The organism is Herbaspirillum sp. VT-16-41, from assembly GCF_001994935.1.
In the GTDB taxonomy this organism is placed as follows: domain Bacteria; phylum Pseudomonadota; class Gammaproteobacteria; order Burkholderiales; family Burkholderiaceae_D; genus Herbaspirillum; species Herbaspirillum frisingense.
Genome location: NZ_MUXB01000131.1, coordinates 238079 through 253687, shown reverse-complemented (window position 1 = coordinate 253687; position 15609 = coordinate 238079). Strand labels below are relative to the sequence as shown.

The window sequence follows — 15609 nt, the reverse complement described above, 5'->3', positions numbered from 1 at the left end:
CTCATCACTCCCCATGCGCCGCCAACCTCCGCGTCAACACGGTCGCCATCGCCGGTGCCAGCGCAAACGCCGCAAACAGCACCCAGGCGGCCTGACGTGCGCCCTCCTCTTCCTGCCCGCCCGACAGGCCCAGCCCGGCCTGGTTGGCAATCAGACCGGCCAGCGCCGCACCAATGGCCATCGCATACAACTGCACAGTGGTGATGGCCGCCGAGGTCAGGTTTTCCTCGCCCGGTCGCGCCGCCTGCATAGCCCGCGCCACCAGGTGCGGCCAGCCTATGCCTATGCCCAGGCCGGTCACTGCAAGCGCCAGCACCATCAGCACATCCACCAGCGCAGCACTGGCCAGCATCCGCATGGGCAACAGACTCGGCAACAGCAATGCCAGCGCCGCCAGCCCCAGCAGCATCAGCCACGGTCCCAGGCGGATCATGCGGGCCGCCGCCGATGCACTGCGCCCGGAACCAGCCAGTGAACCCACGCTCCAGCCACCGGCCATGGCAGCCGTCGCATAGCCCGCCCCCAGCGGCGCAAAGCCATGCAGGGTCTGGAGGAAATATGGCACGAAGATTTCTACGCAGCTGGCCAGCACCAGCAGCGAGATGCAGGCAAAGGCGCACCCCATCACTCTAGAAAGCCGGTAACCATCACGCGGCAGCAGGCTGATGCGTGAACGCAGATCGATGCGCGCCACCCACAGTCCCAGCACGGCCCCACCCAGCACGCAGGCCGCCGCCCCCCAGGTCTGCTCAGTTTGCGCCGCCAGCGCCACCAGCAAGACCGACAGCGCCAACAGCAGGATGCGCCCCAACGGCATGGCCTGATGTACATCGGACTGGGCACGCACCCGGCGCGGCCCCAGTTGCCCCACCACCAGTGCAGCCTGCAGCAGCAACAAGGGCAGCAAGGCGAAGAAGGCCAGTCGCCAGTGGCCGCCGGCTGCGAACAGCCCACCCACCGCCGGCCCCAGCAGGGTCGAAATACCCCACATGCCCGAGACCAGTGCGATGGCCCGCGACCATAACCGCTGCTCGAACACCAACGGAATCAGCGCATACCCCAGCGAAGCCAGCAGCCCGCCGCCGATCCCCTGCACCGCCCGCCCAGCCAGCATCCAGCCCATGCTGGTGGCGCCCGCGCACAACATCGCGCCCGCCCCGAATACCGCCAATGAGAGCAGGTAGGCGCTACGCGCGCCCAGTCGCGAGAGCAGCTTGCCAGTCAGGGTCGAGCCAATGATGGAGGTGACCACGAACAGGGTCACGTTCCAGGCGTAATAAGCGAGGCCGCCGATATCGCCCACCACCGAAGGCAGGATGGTGGTGACGATGTGCACATTGATCGCATGCAGCGCCACGCCACCGGTCAGCGCCACCGCGCACCAGCCGTGGCGACGCCCCAGCAGGTCGCCCCAGCTGGCCACGCTGGCGGGCTCGGACGCAGTCGCCGTGGTAGGTGAGGAAGAGGAAGTTGTCATGGCATGTCCTTCATGAAGGGCGGCGGGTGGAGGCAGGTCAGCAACGAGTAGCAACACGCAGCAACATGCCGCACCAATGATTGATCGACTTTCACCCTGCGCCGGTTTATTATCCAAGAATATTCTTGCTTAATTAAGCGTATCGTAAAACGAAGTCCACAATTTAACAAGCTAACACTTGGAAAATATGCAGCCGCTCACCTCGAACCAGTCCCCTCCTCAGGCAGGCCCCAGCACCGCCGAACGCATCCTCCTACGCCTGAAGACCCGCGGTCCCGCCGCCGCCAGCGAACTGGCCGGGGAGCTGGAGATGACCGCCGAAGCGGCACGCCAACAGATCCAGAAGCTGGCCGCCGAAGGCCTGATCGCCAGCCGCCAGGCCGCAGCCGTGGCGCGCGCCGGACGGCCGCGCCAGGAATGGGAGCTGACCGCAAGCGGCCATGCCCGCTTCCCCGACACGCATGCGCAACTGACGGTGCAACTGCTGGGGTCGATCCGCCAGCTGTTCGGCGAACCCGGACTGGACAAGCTGATCGGCCAGCGCGAAACCGAGATGCGGTCGCAATACCTGCGCCTCTGCGCCGACCTGCCGACCCTCCCGAAGAAGCTGGAAAAACTGGCCGACATCCGCAGTGCCGAAGGCTACATGGCCAGGGTGGAGAAGGAGGGCAAGGACTGGCTGCTGATCGAAGACCACTGCCCCATCTGCGCCGCCGCAATGACCTGCCAGGGCTTCTGCCGTTCGGAGCTCCAGCTCTTTGGCGAAGTGCTCGGGGGCGAGGCCGAGATCACCCGCGAAGAGCACCTGCCGGCCGGAGCACGACGCTGCGTCTATCGCATCCGTCGCATCGCCGCCGGCTGAGTCCGGCGAAAGTCCCCCGGCGCCAACAAACTGCGCTGAACGCCCCGATCTGTGCGAACATCCCCGGCGCCGCGCCGCATCGGGGGATGCCGGCCGGCGACCTGCCACCGCCAAGCTTATTCAAAAGGGGAAGCCATGCCACCAGATCAAAGTGATTTCGACCCGGTCCTGTTCATCGCCGACGGTCCCTCGCAAGCCCTGCTCGACCCGAACCAGTACCCCTACATGTGCAACCAGAACGGCCATGGCCTGCAGAGCCAGACCGTGGTCGGCGAACTCATCACCCTGGCCCAGGAAGCACCGGAACTCGAACGCGGCGCCACCTACCGCGATATTGCCCACTGGCCGCGCAAGATCACGCCCAAGGACTGGCCGGCCTACGAGATCACCGAGTTCGACTTCCGCGTTCCCGAGGTCCGCTACGAACCCCTGCCCGCCACCCCGGAGAATGCCCAGGCCTTCGGCGCCACACTGCTGCGCAACGGCCAGTGCCTGAGCTTCACCTATCAGGGACTGGTGATGGCCCAGTACACCTACGGCAAATGGGCCGGCTATGAATCACCCTATCTCGGCGACGGCCGCAGCCGCGAACTGTTGACCTGGAATGCCACCGACCTGGAGTACCACGACTTCGCCCACATCTTTTTCTCGCAGGGTCCCGAACCACTGGTGATCACGGTGGCGCGCTGGCGCCCCTACGTCAATGAAATCAGCCTGGCCGACCTGTGGGTGGAACCGGGCGACGCCCTGGTGATCCCGCCCAAGCGCATGGCGCCGCCACCCACCCCGGGCATGAGCGAGGCCCAGAAACGCCTGCTGGTGGTGGACATGCACAACAACCGCAATTCGGCCCAGGCCTGCCGTCGCTACGACGGCCCACCCGGCCTGGCCACGGTGACCGTGCTGGCGGATGAACAGGTGATGTCGGCGCCGCTGACCCGGCCTTATTACCATGAGGAAAAGCAGCCTACCTGGCATGGCATGTTGCGTTGAACCACGATCTTGGCCAGCGATAGGCATTTCAGGAAAACTGTAATAACATTGTTTTTACACGAGATTTCTGATGTAACAACATTGTATTTACCAGGTGAGAAAAATGAAAACATCCATCCGCAAAATGGGTAACTCGCAAGGCGTACTGATTCCGAAGCCATTTCTGGCCAAGATGGGGATGCTCGTCGATGAAGATATCGACATCGACATCGAAGACGACAAGATCGTGATTCGCAAACTGGAAAAACGGCCCCGTGAAGGATGGGCCGAAGCCAGCCAGAAAATTGCGGCCGCACAGGATGACGGCCTGGTCTGGCCCGAATTTGGAAACGATGGTGACAAGGAATTGAAATGGTGATGCGCGGCGAAATCTGGTTAGCCGCGCTCGACCCCACTGTGGGTAGCGAAATCAATAAATCCCGTCCATGCGTCATCGTTTCGCCGGCAGAGATGCACGATTATCTGCGCACCGTGATTGTGGCTCCGATGACAACCGGCAGTAAGCCCGCCCCGTATCGCGTGCCGATCACCTTCGACAAGAAAAAAGGATTGATTGTCCTGGATCAGATGCGCACGCTGGACAAGGAGCGTTTGATCAGGAAACTCGGGCGCGTAACGGACAAGACGCTCACGGCAACATTGGAAGCGTTGCAAGAAGTCTTCGCCGAATAGCGAAGCAGGAAAAACACGGGGCCGCACCGAGCTATTTTTGTCACCCTGGGGAAGACCGGTTGCAATCATCCAGAGCATCCACGGCTGTGCTCCCCGCGTGCAGCCAGTCCTACTGCTGCCCCAACTCCCGATACAACTCATTGGCGCGCATCAGGTGCGCACGCATGGCTTCGGCGGCGGCGTCGCCATCGTGGGCGGCAATGGCATCGACGATGCGCTGGTGTTCCAGCAGCGTCAGTTCTTCCGCCCCGGGAGCGCGCACCAGGGTGGTGTAGAACTCGCTGGCCCAGCGGAACATCGACTCGACGATCGAGGGGAAGATCGGGTTGCCGCTGATGTCGGCGATCTCGCGATGGAAGGCCATGTCGCGTTCGATGAACTCTTCCAGGTTGACCATCGAAGCGCGATGCTCGGCGATGGCCTGGCGCAGCCGCGCTACCTGCTCCTCGCTGGCGCGCTCGGCGGCCATGCGGGCGGTGCTGGTTTCCAGGAAGACGCGGGCTTCCTTCATGTGCTTCAACATGTCCGGCTTGGTACGCAGGAGATGCTGCGCACCAGCCGCGATCTGGGCGATCAGCCGGTCGGCCGTGGGGTCGACCACGCGGGCGCGCTCGCCATGGGCGATTTCCACGAAACCGGAACGCTCCATCGCCTGCATCGCCTCGCGTACCGCCGGGCGGCCCACACCGTACTGCTCCATCAGGTCGCGTTCGGAAGGCAATTGTGACCCGGGCGGGAATTCACCCTGATGAATGCGATCCATCAGGCGCTCCAGCACTTCCTGGTATAACTTGCGTCGCTGTATCGGTTCCGGCATGGCTGCGCTGTCTCAAAGTATAGGTTTCGTTGGACGCGCACTCTACCATATCTACCGCAATCGCAGGCCCGGCCTGCGATTGCGCCATGCCAGGGGCGCACGAAGCAGCCCCTAGTTTACAGCCCCCTCCAGCACATCCCCGAAGAAGCTGCGCGCGCCCACCTGCCCCCCTTTGAGCACCAGTTCCAGACCGTCGCGGCGGCTATTGTCCGACCATGCCCGGCACAGCGGCGCGCCCGGGGCCAGACCGGCGCAGACCGACAGGGCCGTGATGTCCAGGGCACTGGCGACCTCGCCCGAGCTGTCGCCGCCGGCAATGGCAATGCGCTGCAATGACTGCCCGGAATCTCCATCGAGGATGGCACGCAGGGTCTCGGCCAGGGCGATGCCGACCTGGCGCGCCGCCTCGCCCCGCGCCAGCCCGGCTTGGGCGGCAATGTCATCGAAACCGGCGACGGCAGGATCGTCCGGCCCCTCGGCCGAAAACACCAACGGACTGCGCCCGCCGGCGATGGCCGCATCGGCCGCCGCCACCAGGCGCCCCAGTTCGGCAGTACGCCGCTCGGGCCGCAGCACGGCCGGCAAATCCATGCGCAGGCAGGCAAACCCGTGCTCGCGCGCCCAGGCGATCTGCCCGGCCGTGACCGGCGAACAGCTGCCGCTGACCGCCGCAATCACCGGCACCGGGCCGGCCTTGGGCAGGGATGGCTGCGCCGCGATCCAGCCGCGTTCACGCCAGTAGGCCGTGAGCGCGTATTGCAAACCCGAGGACGATGCGCTGAAGACACCCGCCCCCCTACCCTCCCACACCAGCCGCCCGGCCTGGCGCTGGGTCTCGTCGTCGAGCACGTCGATCAGCACCACCGGGGCATCGCCACCGCGCAATGACTCAAGGCGCGCCTGCGCCTGCACGGCCCCGTCGCGCAGCTGCAGCATGTCCACCAGTTCCAGGCGGCGCGCGGTCTGCCCGCGCAGATGCCGGCGCAGGTCGGCCTCGTCCATGGGCGTGACCGGATGGCGCGACATGGTCGGATGCCGGTCCAGCCGGTAGCCCTGCCCGTCCACTGCGGCAAACAGGTTGCCGAATAGCTGGTAGCGCTTCAGCCGGGGCGCGCCCACCACCATGGGCGACCAGTCGCCGCGCAGATGGCGCGTGCCGATATCGATGGCGCGTCCGATGGAACCGGTCTCGGGCGAGGAATCGAAGGTCGAGCACACCTTGTACTGCATCACCGGCGCCCCCAGCGCCGCCAGCGCGGTAAAGGCCTGCGGCAAATGTTCCTCCATCCATTGCGGGGAACGTCCGCGCGAGGACCCGGCGATGCCGATGCAGCGCACCTCGGGAAAGCGCGCCAGCATCGCCGCATCGGGCGTACGCAGGAACAGCACGGTCGGCAGACCGGCGGCGCTCATCACCTCCATGGCATCGGTGGAGCCGGTGAAGTCGTCGCCGTAATAGGACAGCAGCAGCCCCTGCGGCAATTGCTCACTCTCGGGCAGCAGACTCATTTCCAGAACCCCAGCGCCGCCTGCAGCGCCTTGTTGTTGCGCGCATGCTGGGCCAGGGGGACGCCTTCGATGGCGGCCATCCACGCCTCACGCAGCGCTTCCACGCCTGCCGCCACGCCCTGCGGATGGCCGAAGATGCCACCACCGGCGGTGTGGATCAGGTCGGCGCAGCCGATGGCGGCATAGGTATCGGCCGCCTGCAAGCCGGTCTGCCCGGAGCTGAACACCGGCATCGTGCTGACCATGTCGGCGCCGGCCACCACCGGCTGCAGGACCGAACGCGCCGCCGTGATGACGCTGTCATCCGGCTCGCTGAACTTGTTGCCCAAGCCGTTGACGTGCATGTGATCGGCCCCCGCCAGGCGCCACAGCTGCTGCCAGGGCGCATAGTCCCAGCCCAGTTGCGGGCTGCGCGTGAGGTAGCCCCAGCCGGCGCGATGCGCGTGGATCGGCAGTTGCGCATGACGACGCAGCTCCTGCAGACCGACCAGACCGATGGAATTCAGGACCGCCATGACACAGCTTCCGCCCTCGGCCAGCACCAGGTCATGACGACGTCGCATCTGGTCCAGGTCGCCGGTGAGGTTGAAGGCCACCATGACCTTCTTGCCGGTGCGATCGGCGTGGTCGTTGACCACCCGCATCACCGCCCGCACCCGCTCGTCGAAGGGACAACGGCCGCCATCGGCCTGCAGTTCGTCGTCCTTGATGAAATCGATGCCGCCGGCCACCAGTTCACGCACCTGCTGCACCGTCTCCTCCACCGACAGGCCGATGCTGGGCTTGATGATGGTGCCGATCAGCGGGCCATGCGTCACCCCGGTCAGGCGGCGCGTGCCTTCGATGCCGAAGGCCGGTCCCGGATAGGCGTCCACGAAGGCCTTGGGCAGTTGCAGGCCGGTCAGGCGCAGACCCGAAACCTGGCGCAGCTCGAACAGGTTGCCCGCCACGGTGGACATCAGGTTGGGCAGCGAGGCACCGGTGTTCTCCAGCGGCCAGGACAGCTCCAGCCGGCATTGCGTATAGCGCTGCGACGTCATGCCGCCGGGCAGGCTGGGCGTGTTGCTGTGGCCGAGGATCTCCAGCTTTTCGACACGGGCGCCGGAGCGCGCCTTCAGTTCCGGCGTCTCGGTGGCCAGGGCCACGAAGGTCCCGCTGGATTGCTCCCCGGCGATGACCTCGGCCGCGCGCGCCGGGTCATCCCCGGTTTCCAGCCAGTAGCTGGCGTAGATGCGTTCCATGCCCACTCCCTCAGGTGATGCGGCGGATGCTCTCCGCGATCTCGTCATGCTCGAAGACCTTCAGCCAGTCGTCGCGCAGCAGGCGCGGCAGGCCGTTCTGGATGGCCTTGTTGCAGGCATCCGAGAAGGCACCGGGAATTTCCTTGAAGATCACCGCGCCCAGGATGTTCATATGCCCCAGCAGGAAATCGCGGGCCGCCTCTTCCGGCACGCCGCGACGCACGGTCTCGTCCATGGCCTGCTTCATCGCATAGAGCAGCGTGGCACAGACGGTCTCGGACAGGCCCGGCTCGAGGATTGCCATCTGTTCCACCGTCAGGCGATAGCTGCGCAGGATGGGCTGGTAGATCACCTTGGCCACATCCTCGCCCAGGTCGAAGGCCGACTCCGGACCCTGCATCAGGGCGCTGGTGATGGATTGCTTGGCGGCGCCGCCACCGAAGAAATCGCGACGGCCTTCCGGCGTGGTCTCGTCGTTGAAGATGGGCGGGTGGCAAGGGTGGGCCACGAAATAGACCAGGTCCGGCCGGTCCGGCAGATGGCCGGCGAAGGGCGCGGCCGCGTCCAGCGTCATCACCATCACGCCGGCGCGCAGCTTGGGCGAGATCTCGGCGGCTATCTTGCCGATCAGGGTATCGGGCACGGCCAGGATGACCACATCCACGTTGTCCAGCGCCGCGTCGATGCTCACACAGTCCACGCCGACCTCGTCCCGCAGGCGCTGCTGACCCACTTCGCTGACTTCCACATGAGAAACCTGGTAATCCGATTTCTTCAGATTCTTCGCCAGGCGCACGCCCATCTTGCCGCCTGCGCCGAAGAGTGCGATCTTTTCCTTCATATTTCTTCTCCTATCGTCATTTGAGTTCTGCAAAGTTCCGGTCGGCCAGGCCGACTGGCTGCCGGCCGACCGGCGGATTCATTCGGCGATCACGCGGCCCTGCAACTCGGCCGCCTCTTCCCGCGATCCTGCGCCGATGGCGAAGATCACCAGCGCCGACACCGCCATCAATGCGCCCACCACGAACATCGGTGCCTGGTAGGAACCGGTGGCGTCCTTGATCGCACCGGTGATGAAGGGCGCCATGAAGCCCGCCGCATTGCCCACCGTATTGATGAGGGCGATGCCGGCAGCGGCCGCCGCACCGGAGAGGAAGCGCGCCGGGATCGACCAGAAGGTCGGCAGCGCCGAGAAGATGGCGCAGGCCGTGACCGTGATGGCCATCACGGTGGCTGCCGGGCTCTGCATGTACAGCGCGGCCGGGATGCTGATGGCGCCCAGCAGTGCCGGCAGGCCCACATGCCAGCTGCGCACCCCGCGCCGGGTGGCGTCACGGCTCCACAGGAACAGCGCGATGGCCGCCGGCAGGTAGGGAATGGCGGTGATCAGGCCCTTCTGGAAGACATTGAATTTGGTGCCGAACTGGGTCTCGAAGCCGCCGATGATGGTCGGCAGGAAGAAGGCCAGCGCGTAAAGCCCGTAGATCAGTCCGAAATAGACCAGCGAGAGCATCCACACCCGCGGATTCTTCAGCGCCGCGCCGGCGTGGGCCACATGCTCCACACGCTTGCCGTTCTGCTCGGCCTGCAATGCGCCGGTGAGCCACTTGCGTTCGGCCTCGTTGAGCCATTTGGCTTCACCCGGCTTGTCGGCCAGGTAGAACCAGGCGATCACCCCGACCACGATGGCCGGCAGCGCCACCCCGGCGAACATGATGCGCCAGCCTTCCAGGCCGAACAGGCCATGCGCCTCGATCAGCAGGGCCGCCACCGGCGCGCCGATGACGATGGTCAGCGGCTGGGCGAGGTAGAACAGCGCCAGGATGTGGCTGCGATGCCGGGCCGGTACCCACAGGCTCAGGTAGAGGATGGCACCGGGGAAGAAACCGGCCTCGGCCACGCCCAGCAGGAAGCGCAGCACATACAACCCCTCCACGCTGCTGACCCAGGTAAAGAGCAGCGCCACGATGCCCCAGGTCACCATGATGCGCGCCAGCCAGCGGCGCGCGCCGTACTTGTGCAGGGCCAGGTTGCTGGGGATTTCCAGCAGCACGTAGCCGATGAAAAAGACCCCGGCGGCAAAGCCGAACTGGGCCGCAGTGAGCGCCAGGTCACGGCTCATTCCATTGGGGCCGGCAAACGAGATCGCCGTGCGATCCAGGAAGTTGATGAAAAACATCAGGCCTACGAAAGGCACCAGCCTCATCGCGACCTTGCGGATGGCCGATCTTTCGACGGCACTCTGGGTGGTCTCCATTTTTGTCTTGTCTCCTGTCGGGTTGAGAGGCTGTGCCTGTTCAACGACAACCTCTCCGGGTTTCGCCAGGGACTGCGGGGGCTGTGCGCCTTGCGGTCGCCTGGCTGCCTTTGTTTGTTTTGTTTCTTTGATGTTTTCTTGATATCGCCAGCAGCGACGGCAGACGAAAAAGACGGACGGCGCCAACTGGTATAATCACTATACCATTACACCAGTTGTAAAGATGCTCAAATTTTTTGCATGGATCAGGTGAATGTCTCGCATGCGAGCGTAGGAAAGGCTGCATGGGCTGCATGGGCTGCATCGGCTGCATGGGCGACAAGGCGCCTCCAGCGCTTCATGCCGGAAATAATGCAAGCGGGAAAGATCAGGCAGGAGGAGCCCCACCTGGAAGAAGAGCCCCTGCCATGGGGAGCAGGGTCGATGGAGGTCAGAGCGCCGAACGCTCCCTCAACAGCTGCACCAGCGCCTCCCCCGCCCCCGACAACTGCCCCCCTTTGCGGGTGACGATACCGATGGTCTGCGACATCGAGCGCAGCTTCACCGGCAGGATGCGCAGCATCCCGCGCCGGACGAACATCTCCGCCACGGCCGTGGGCAGGATTGACACCATGTCCGTCCCCTGCTGCAGCAGCGCCACTGTCACAAAGGTCGATGCCGTGGAAATGGCATTGCCCGGCATGGTCACCCCGGCCAGATCCATCTCGCGCTCCAGCACCGCGTGCAGCGGCATGTGGCTGGGATAGGTCACCCAGCGATAGCCGGCCAGCGCCGCCAGTTGCAGCTGCCGACTACGCGGGCGCGGGTGCTCGGCCGACACCACCACCGACAGCGGTTCCTCCGACAGGGCCTGGTAGTGATACTTGCCAGGATGGTCCGACACGCTGGCGCGCGCCACCAGCAGGTCGAGATGCCCCTCGTCCAGCAAGCCCAGCAACTGCACGCTGGTATCTTCCACGATCTCGATGCTGAGCTCGGGATGGCGCCGTTGCAGCGCATCCACCGCCGGCACCACCATCTCCGGTACCGCCCCCATCACCGCCCCGATGGCCAGCCGACCACCGCGCCCGGAGCGCAGTTGCGCCATTTCCTCGCACAAGGACCCCAGGTCGGTAGCCATCAGGCGCGCATAGCGGATCACGCAATGGCCGAACTGGTTGGGGATCAGCCCGGACTTGGTGCGTTCGAACAATTGCGCATCCAGCATCGATTCCAGCTCGGCCAGCGACTTGCTGGCAGCGGATTGCGTCATGGCCAGGGCACTGGCGGCCTTGTGCAGGGATTTGTGCTCGTCCAGCGCGATCAGCAGCTGCAGCTGCTTCATGCGCAGGCGGGACAGCAGACTCTGGAGGCTTTGCAGGCTGGGTGTGGGTTTCATGGGTGATTCCAAAAAGCGATCACATGATGGAAAGTCTTCACTATACAGCCCCGGTGGGCGCACGTATATTGATCGCCATTGCAAGCCGCCATCCACCGATGGCCCACGACAACCATGACGGAGACTCCATGAGCACCCCCATCTACCGCGGCGTATTCCCGGTCGCCCCCACCATCTTCGACGAACACGGCCAGCTCGACCTGGAAGGCCAGAAGCGCGCCATCGACTTCATGATCGATGCCGGCTCCAACGGCCTGTGCATCCTGGCCAACTTCTCGGAACAGTTCGTGCTCTCCGACGAAGAGCGCGTGCAGGTGCAGAACACCGTGCTGGAACACGTCGCCGGACGCGTGCCGGTGATCGTCACCACCACCCACTTCGGCAGCCAGATCTGCGCCGAGCGCAGCCGCGCCGCGCAGGATGCGGGCGCCGCCATGGTGATGGTGATGCCGCCCTACCACGGCGCCACCTTCCGCGTGTCCGAAAAGCAGATCTACGAGTTCTATGCACGCGTTTCCGAAGCCATCGACATCCCCATCATGATCCAGGACGCACCGGTGGCCGGCACCCCGCTGTCGGCGCCCTTCCTGGCACGCATGGCCAAGGAGATCGAAAACGTCTCCTATTTCAAGATCGAAACCGCCGGCGCCGCCTCCAAGCTGCGCGATCTGATCGAACTGGGCGGTGACGCCGTGGTCGGCCCGTGGGACGGCGAAGAAGCCATCACCCTGATCCCCGACCTCGACGCCGGTGCCACCGGCGCCATGACCGGTGGCGGCTACCCGGATGGCATCCGCAAGATCGTCGACGCCTACATGGCCGGCGACACCGAAAAGGCCGCCGAGCTCTACATGCACTGGCTGCCGCTGATCAACTATGAAAACCGCCAGTGCGGCCTGGCCGCCTGCAAGGCGCTGATGCTCGAAGGCGGCGTGATCAAGTCCGACATGCTGCGCCACCCGCAGGCACCGATGCACCCCAAGGTGCGCGAAGGCCTGCTGCGCGTGGCACGTCGCCTGGACCCGGTGGTGCTGAACTGGGGCAAGTAAGTCAGCCTATGAGCATGACCGCATGACAGGACGATAGCTGATACCTTGAGCGTCCAACCAAAAGAATCGCCGCCGGTGGCTTTCATCACCGGCGGCGATTTTTTTGGGTCAGCTGAATGACTACTGCACGAGCATGAATCCGCCGAAGAGTATGAGAGCAATACCCGATCCCCTGTTCAGAAAAATTCGGGCAAGCTTTTTTTTATACATTAGCGCCGCGAATAACGAATATGCAATCAAGGTTGCCGAAGTAAAAAATGAAAATGTCAGAGTCATCACCACAAGCTGAGTGGCTGCATCATATTTTTTTGACAAAAACTGGGGGAAGAAGGAGGCTATAAAAACAAATATCTTGGGGTTAGTAACGGATATCAGGATGGCCTCCAACATGCACGCCATATAGGCTTTTTTGCGACCATCTTTGCCAATTAATTCCTCATCCGCCGCAAGGAATGTCTTTACACCGGAATATATCAAATAGAGTGCGCCCAATAATTTAACAAGAAAAAATGACGGGCCATCAAGAGCCAACATCGCCAAACCTGCCGATGCGACCGCGCATATGATGATGATCGAAAATGTATTGCCGATAATTGAAGCGGTTGCCCGTCTAAACCCATTATTCCCGGCCAGTTTCATGGCATGAACTACGCTCGGCCCCGGGGAAGCCGCAGAGAAAAACGCAGAAACACAAAAAAGGATCCAGGTATCAAATGGCATTGCCGACTCCCATACCAGTGGAAAAGGAGCCGGCAGACGGCTCTCTATCTAAAACACTCACACAGTTGCTTGCGAGGCAGATTCTGAATCTCCGCTGGCCATTTTTTGACAGTTGTAAATCAAATAGTCGCCAAAAAAAATTGCATCCAATCCGCTTTCGTAGAGCATGCAGTGCAGACAGCAGGCGACGTCAGAACTCAAATTAAATTTTAACTTTATAAAGTTAAAATTCTCGCCACACGGAAAGTTACGATCTCTTTTGTGGGTGACTCAATCCATGTCTATTAACAAAATGTGTTCTATAGTTTCCGTACACCTTTGACTTGTGCGAAGCCAATGACACCTTAAAAACGTATCCAATTTTAGGTAATCGCTGATGCATATGTCATTTGTTTCATCGCAATCCACGTTTTCCCAATCGCTGAAGTAAGAAACCGAAAACCACAGTGCTCGCCAAGTGCATTGATGACTTGTCTCCCATCCTTTCCGTTGAGTGAGTGCACACCAAGGAGTTGATCTTGTCCCATCCCAGTCATTTCCGCCCCGTCGCCCTGGAACACGCCAGCCGCCTGGTCAACCACGGCCCCACGGTACTCATTACCGCCGCCCATGGCGGGCAGCGCAACATCATGGCCGCCGCCTGGTCCATGCCGGTGGAGTTCACGCCGCCGCGCATCGCGGTGGTGATCGACAAGAGCACCCATACCCGCGAGCTGATCATGCAATCAGGCAGCTTCGGCATCATCGTCCCCGGTGCCGCGCAGATGGACCTGACCTATGCCGTGGGCAGCGAAAGCGGTCGCGATATCGATAAATTCAAACGCCACCATATCGAGGCTGGCACCGGCCCGGTCCTGGGCATGCCGGTGCTGGAACAAGGCTGCGCTGCGTGGCTGGAGTGTCGCTGGATCAAGGAGAGCCATACCGAGCAGGCCTATGACACCTTCTTTGGCGAAGTGGTCGCTGCGGCGGCCGATGCCCGCATCTTCGAGAACGGTCATTGGTCCTTCACCGACGCCAATGCCGATCTGCATACCCTGCACCACCTCGGCGCCGGCAAGTTCGTGGTGGCCGGCAACCAGCGCCAGGCCACACTGGACTGAGTGCAGCGGCGGGCCTGGGCGAGGTCTTTCATGAGGCGTCGCCGTCGTCATCCTGACGAATCTCTGACGGGTTTCTGACGGATGGCTGACACCCAGGTCACGCCCAGCAAGGCTTTCCGGGCAGCGCTATAGTGTGACGACACGCCGTTCCTTCAACCGTCGCCAGCCATCCGGAAACCACCATGAACCAGCCAGCCGCCACCCTTGACACCCCCATCCTTGACATCACACTCGACCAGTTTCGCGACACCATGCTGGCACGAGGCTATGACGAAGTCGTGGAACGACATTGGGACGGAGGCACCGTCCTCGAAACCCACACCCACCCCTTCGAAGCCAACGCCCTGGTCGTCCAAGGCGAGATGTTTCTGACGCTTGATGGCGCAGCAGAGCGCCGCCTGGTCGCGGGCGACCGCTTCCAGGTGCTGCCCGGCACGCCTCATAGCGAACGTTACGGCGATGCCGGCGCGACCTACTGGGTCGCGCGCAAGAACTGAACCGACCGCAGTCACAGCGGCCGCGCCAGAAGCCCGGCCAGCTGTCCTCTCAATGCACCTGTAGCGCTTCGGTGAAGCAATAACCCACGCCATGCAGAGTGCGCAGGGGCAAGTCGCCCAGGGTTCTCTCACGCCATTTGCGGCGAAGCCGGCTGACGGTCTTTTCCAATACGCGCTCGTCAAAGCCGATCCAGTCGGCACCAAAGGCGTGTGCGATGGTCGAGCGGTTCGCGGCATTGCGTGCGCTATCGGCCAGCGCGCGCAGCAATGCGACCTCGCGCACGTTGATCTCCACCGCATCATGTCGGGGTGCCCGCAAGGTGCGTGCCTTGGTATCGAGCCGCCAGACTTCTGGCGCGACCCGACGCAGCAGCACATCGACATAGGCATTGAGCAGATCTGCTTCCTCCGGCCTGGCTTCGCAGAAGTCGGCACCACGTTGCAGCCCGGCGACCCGCTGGGCTGCGGTCTCTTCCTGTCCCGCCAGCAGCAGGATACCCATGCCACCATGCGCGGCGCGAAGTTGTTCGGTCACCGTGTAGCCGGTCCCGCTGGCTTTTCCAACGTCAACGATGGCGATGTCGCAATCCTGCGTCGGCATGAGCAGCTTATCGCCATCCGCCATCACGCTCAGCACCTTGTGTCCCTGTTGCTCCATCAGCTTGCGCACGGCGTGACTGCCTTGGCGCTGACTGGACGTCAGAATTTCTTCGATCAATAAAATATTGGCCATTGCGGCTTCTCCTTCTTACTCAAACGCATCCTTGAACGACCCGATCGGAAATAAAACCAAGGAAATCCGAGCGGGTCGGATCTGCCAACGCTCCCTTGCCCCTTCAGATCAAGGCGACGGATTTGGCGTTTAAGGAATTTATCGAAGGAAACCTGGAATTTCACGCATCCACTTTTGCGATCTGCACGGATGTTTGTTCACGAAGGAAAAATATTTTCTACTGAGCTTTTTCCAACGATTCTAGCGGGCCGATCATGGAAGTTATTGGCGCAATATGCTAAGGCGCCATCGCACCCTGCAA

Annotated in this window: 16 protein-coding genes; 7 read left to right on the top strand and 9 right to left on the bottom strand. The window is 62.9% G+C overall.

The genetic code is table 11. From position 1 onward, the window contains the following. Window positions 1-4: 4 nt before the first annotated feature. Entirely contained in the window at window positions 5-1477 is a 1473-nt protein-coding gene (locus BTM36_RS20910; protein ID WP_077237783.1) for an MFS transporter, read from the bottom strand. Window positions 1478-1664: 187 nt separating this feature from the next. On the opposite strand from BTM36_RS20910, the gene BTM36_RS20905 reads away from it, so the two are divergent. The 4 genes from BTM36_RS20905 (at window position 1665) to BTM36_RS20890 (ending at window position 4004) form a co-directional block, all read left to right on the top strand. After that, complete coding sequence (locus tag BTM36_RS20905; protein ID WP_039875212.1) at window positions 1665-2339, top strand: metalloregulator ArsR/SmtB family transcription factor; 675 nt, start codon at window positions 1665-1667, stop codon at window positions 2337-2339. A gap of 135 nt (window positions 2340-2474) precedes the next feature. Next, window positions 2475-3332, top strand: a complete 858-nt coding sequence (locus tag BTM36_RS20900) for a hypothetical protein (protein WP_006463205.1) — start codon at window positions 2475-2477, stop codon at window positions 3330-3332. Between the two features lie 103 nt (window positions 3333-3435). Further along, window positions 3436-3690 carry an AbrB/MazE/SpoVT family DNA-binding domain-containing protein gene (locus tag BTM36_RS20895; protein ID WP_168189815.1) on the top strand — a complete coding sequence of 85 codons (255 nt, stop codon included), beginning with the start codon at window positions 3436-3438 and terminating at the stop codon, window positions 3688-3690. Then, window positions 3684-4004, top strand: a complete 321-nt coding sequence (locus tag BTM36_RS20890; protein WP_077237781.1) for a type II toxin-antitoxin system PemK/MazF family toxin — start codon at window positions 3684-3686, stop codon at window positions 4002-4004. The genes BTM36_RS20895 and BTM36_RS20890 overlap by 7 nt, the downstream gene beginning before the upstream one ends. Window positions 4005-4113: 109 nt before the next feature. Here the strand turns inward: BTM36_RS20890 and BTM36_RS20885 are convergent, their stop codons facing one another. From BTM36_RS20885 to BTM36_RS20860, 6 genes are all read right to left on the bottom strand, one after another. Then, window positions 4114-4821 carry a transcriptional regulator NanR gene (locus tag BTM36_RS20885; RefSeq protein WP_077237780.1) on the bottom strand — a complete coding sequence of 236 codons (708 nt, stop codon included), beginning with the start codon at window positions 4819-4821 and terminating at the stop codon, window positions 4114-4116. A gap of 111 nt (window positions 4822-4932) precedes the next feature. After that, complete coding sequence (gene oiaK, locus BTM36_RS20880) at window positions 4933-6330, bottom strand: 3-oxo-isoapionate kinase OiaK (protein WP_077237779.1); 1398 nt, start codon at window positions 6328-6330, stop codon at window positions 4933-4935. After that, a complete protein-coding gene (locus BTM36_RS20875; protein ID WP_077237778.1) occupies window positions 6327-7571 on the bottom strand; it encodes a ribulose-bisphosphate carboxylase large subunit family protein in 1245 nt (414 codons plus the stop codon). Before BTM36_RS20875 ends, oiaK begins: the two co-directional genes overlap by 4 nt. 10 nt (window positions 7572-7581) lie before the next feature. Further along, entirely contained in the window at window positions 7582-8412 is an 831-nt protein-coding gene (locus BTM36_RS20870; RefSeq protein WP_077237777.1) for a phosphogluconate dehydrogenase C-terminal domain-containing protein, read from the bottom strand. A gap of 78 nt (window positions 8413-8490) precedes the next feature. After that, window positions 8491-9828, bottom strand: a complete 1338-nt coding sequence (locus BTM36_RS20865; protein ID WP_006463212.1) for an MFS transporter — start codon at window positions 9826-9828, stop codon at window positions 8491-8493. 430 nt (window positions 9829-10258) lie between these two features. Next, complete coding sequence (locus BTM36_RS20860; RefSeq protein WP_077237776.1) at window positions 10259-11206, bottom strand: LysR family transcriptional regulator; 948 nt, start codon at window positions 11204-11206, stop codon at window positions 10259-10261. Between the two features lie 128 nt (window positions 11207-11334). Here BTM36_RS20860 and BTM36_RS20855 point away from each other — a divergent pair, with 128 nt between their 5' ends. Beyond that, on the top strand, window positions 11335-12255 hold the full coding sequence (locus tag BTM36_RS20855) for a dihydrodipicolinate synthase family protein (RefSeq protein ID WP_006463214.1): 921 nt from the start codon (window positions 11335-11337) through the stop codon (window positions 12253-12255). Between the two features lie 120 nt (window positions 12256-12375). On the opposite strand, the gene BTM36_RS20850 is transcribed toward BTM36_RS20855, so the two are convergent. Then, entirely contained in the window at window positions 12376-12975 is a 600-nt protein-coding gene (locus BTM36_RS20850; RefSeq protein WP_077237775.1) for a LysE family translocator, read from the bottom strand. A 518-nt stretch (window positions 12976-13493) separates the two neighbouring features. Here BTM36_RS20850 and BTM36_RS20845 point away from each other — a divergent pair. Next, window positions 13494-14078, top strand: coding sequence for a flavin reductase family protein (locus tag BTM36_RS20845; protein ID WP_077237774.1), 585 nt, complete (start codon window positions 13494-13496; stop codon window positions 14076-14078). Between the two features lie 182 nt (window positions 14079-14260). Next, window positions 14261-14575 (top strand): cupin domain-containing protein, encoded by a 315-nt coding sequence (locus BTM36_RS20840; RefSeq protein ID WP_077237773.1) that lies wholly within the window; start codon window positions 14261-14263, stop codon window positions 14573-14575. 49 nt (window positions 14576-14624) lie between these two features. Here BTM36_RS20840 and BTM36_RS20835 read toward each other — a convergent pair whose 3' ends face one another. After that, on the bottom strand, window positions 14625-15308 hold the full coding sequence (locus BTM36_RS20835) for a response regulator transcription factor (RefSeq protein WP_077237772.1): 684 nt from the start codon (window positions 15306-15308) through the stop codon (window positions 14625-14627). Window positions 15309-15609: the final 301 nt, after the last annotated feature.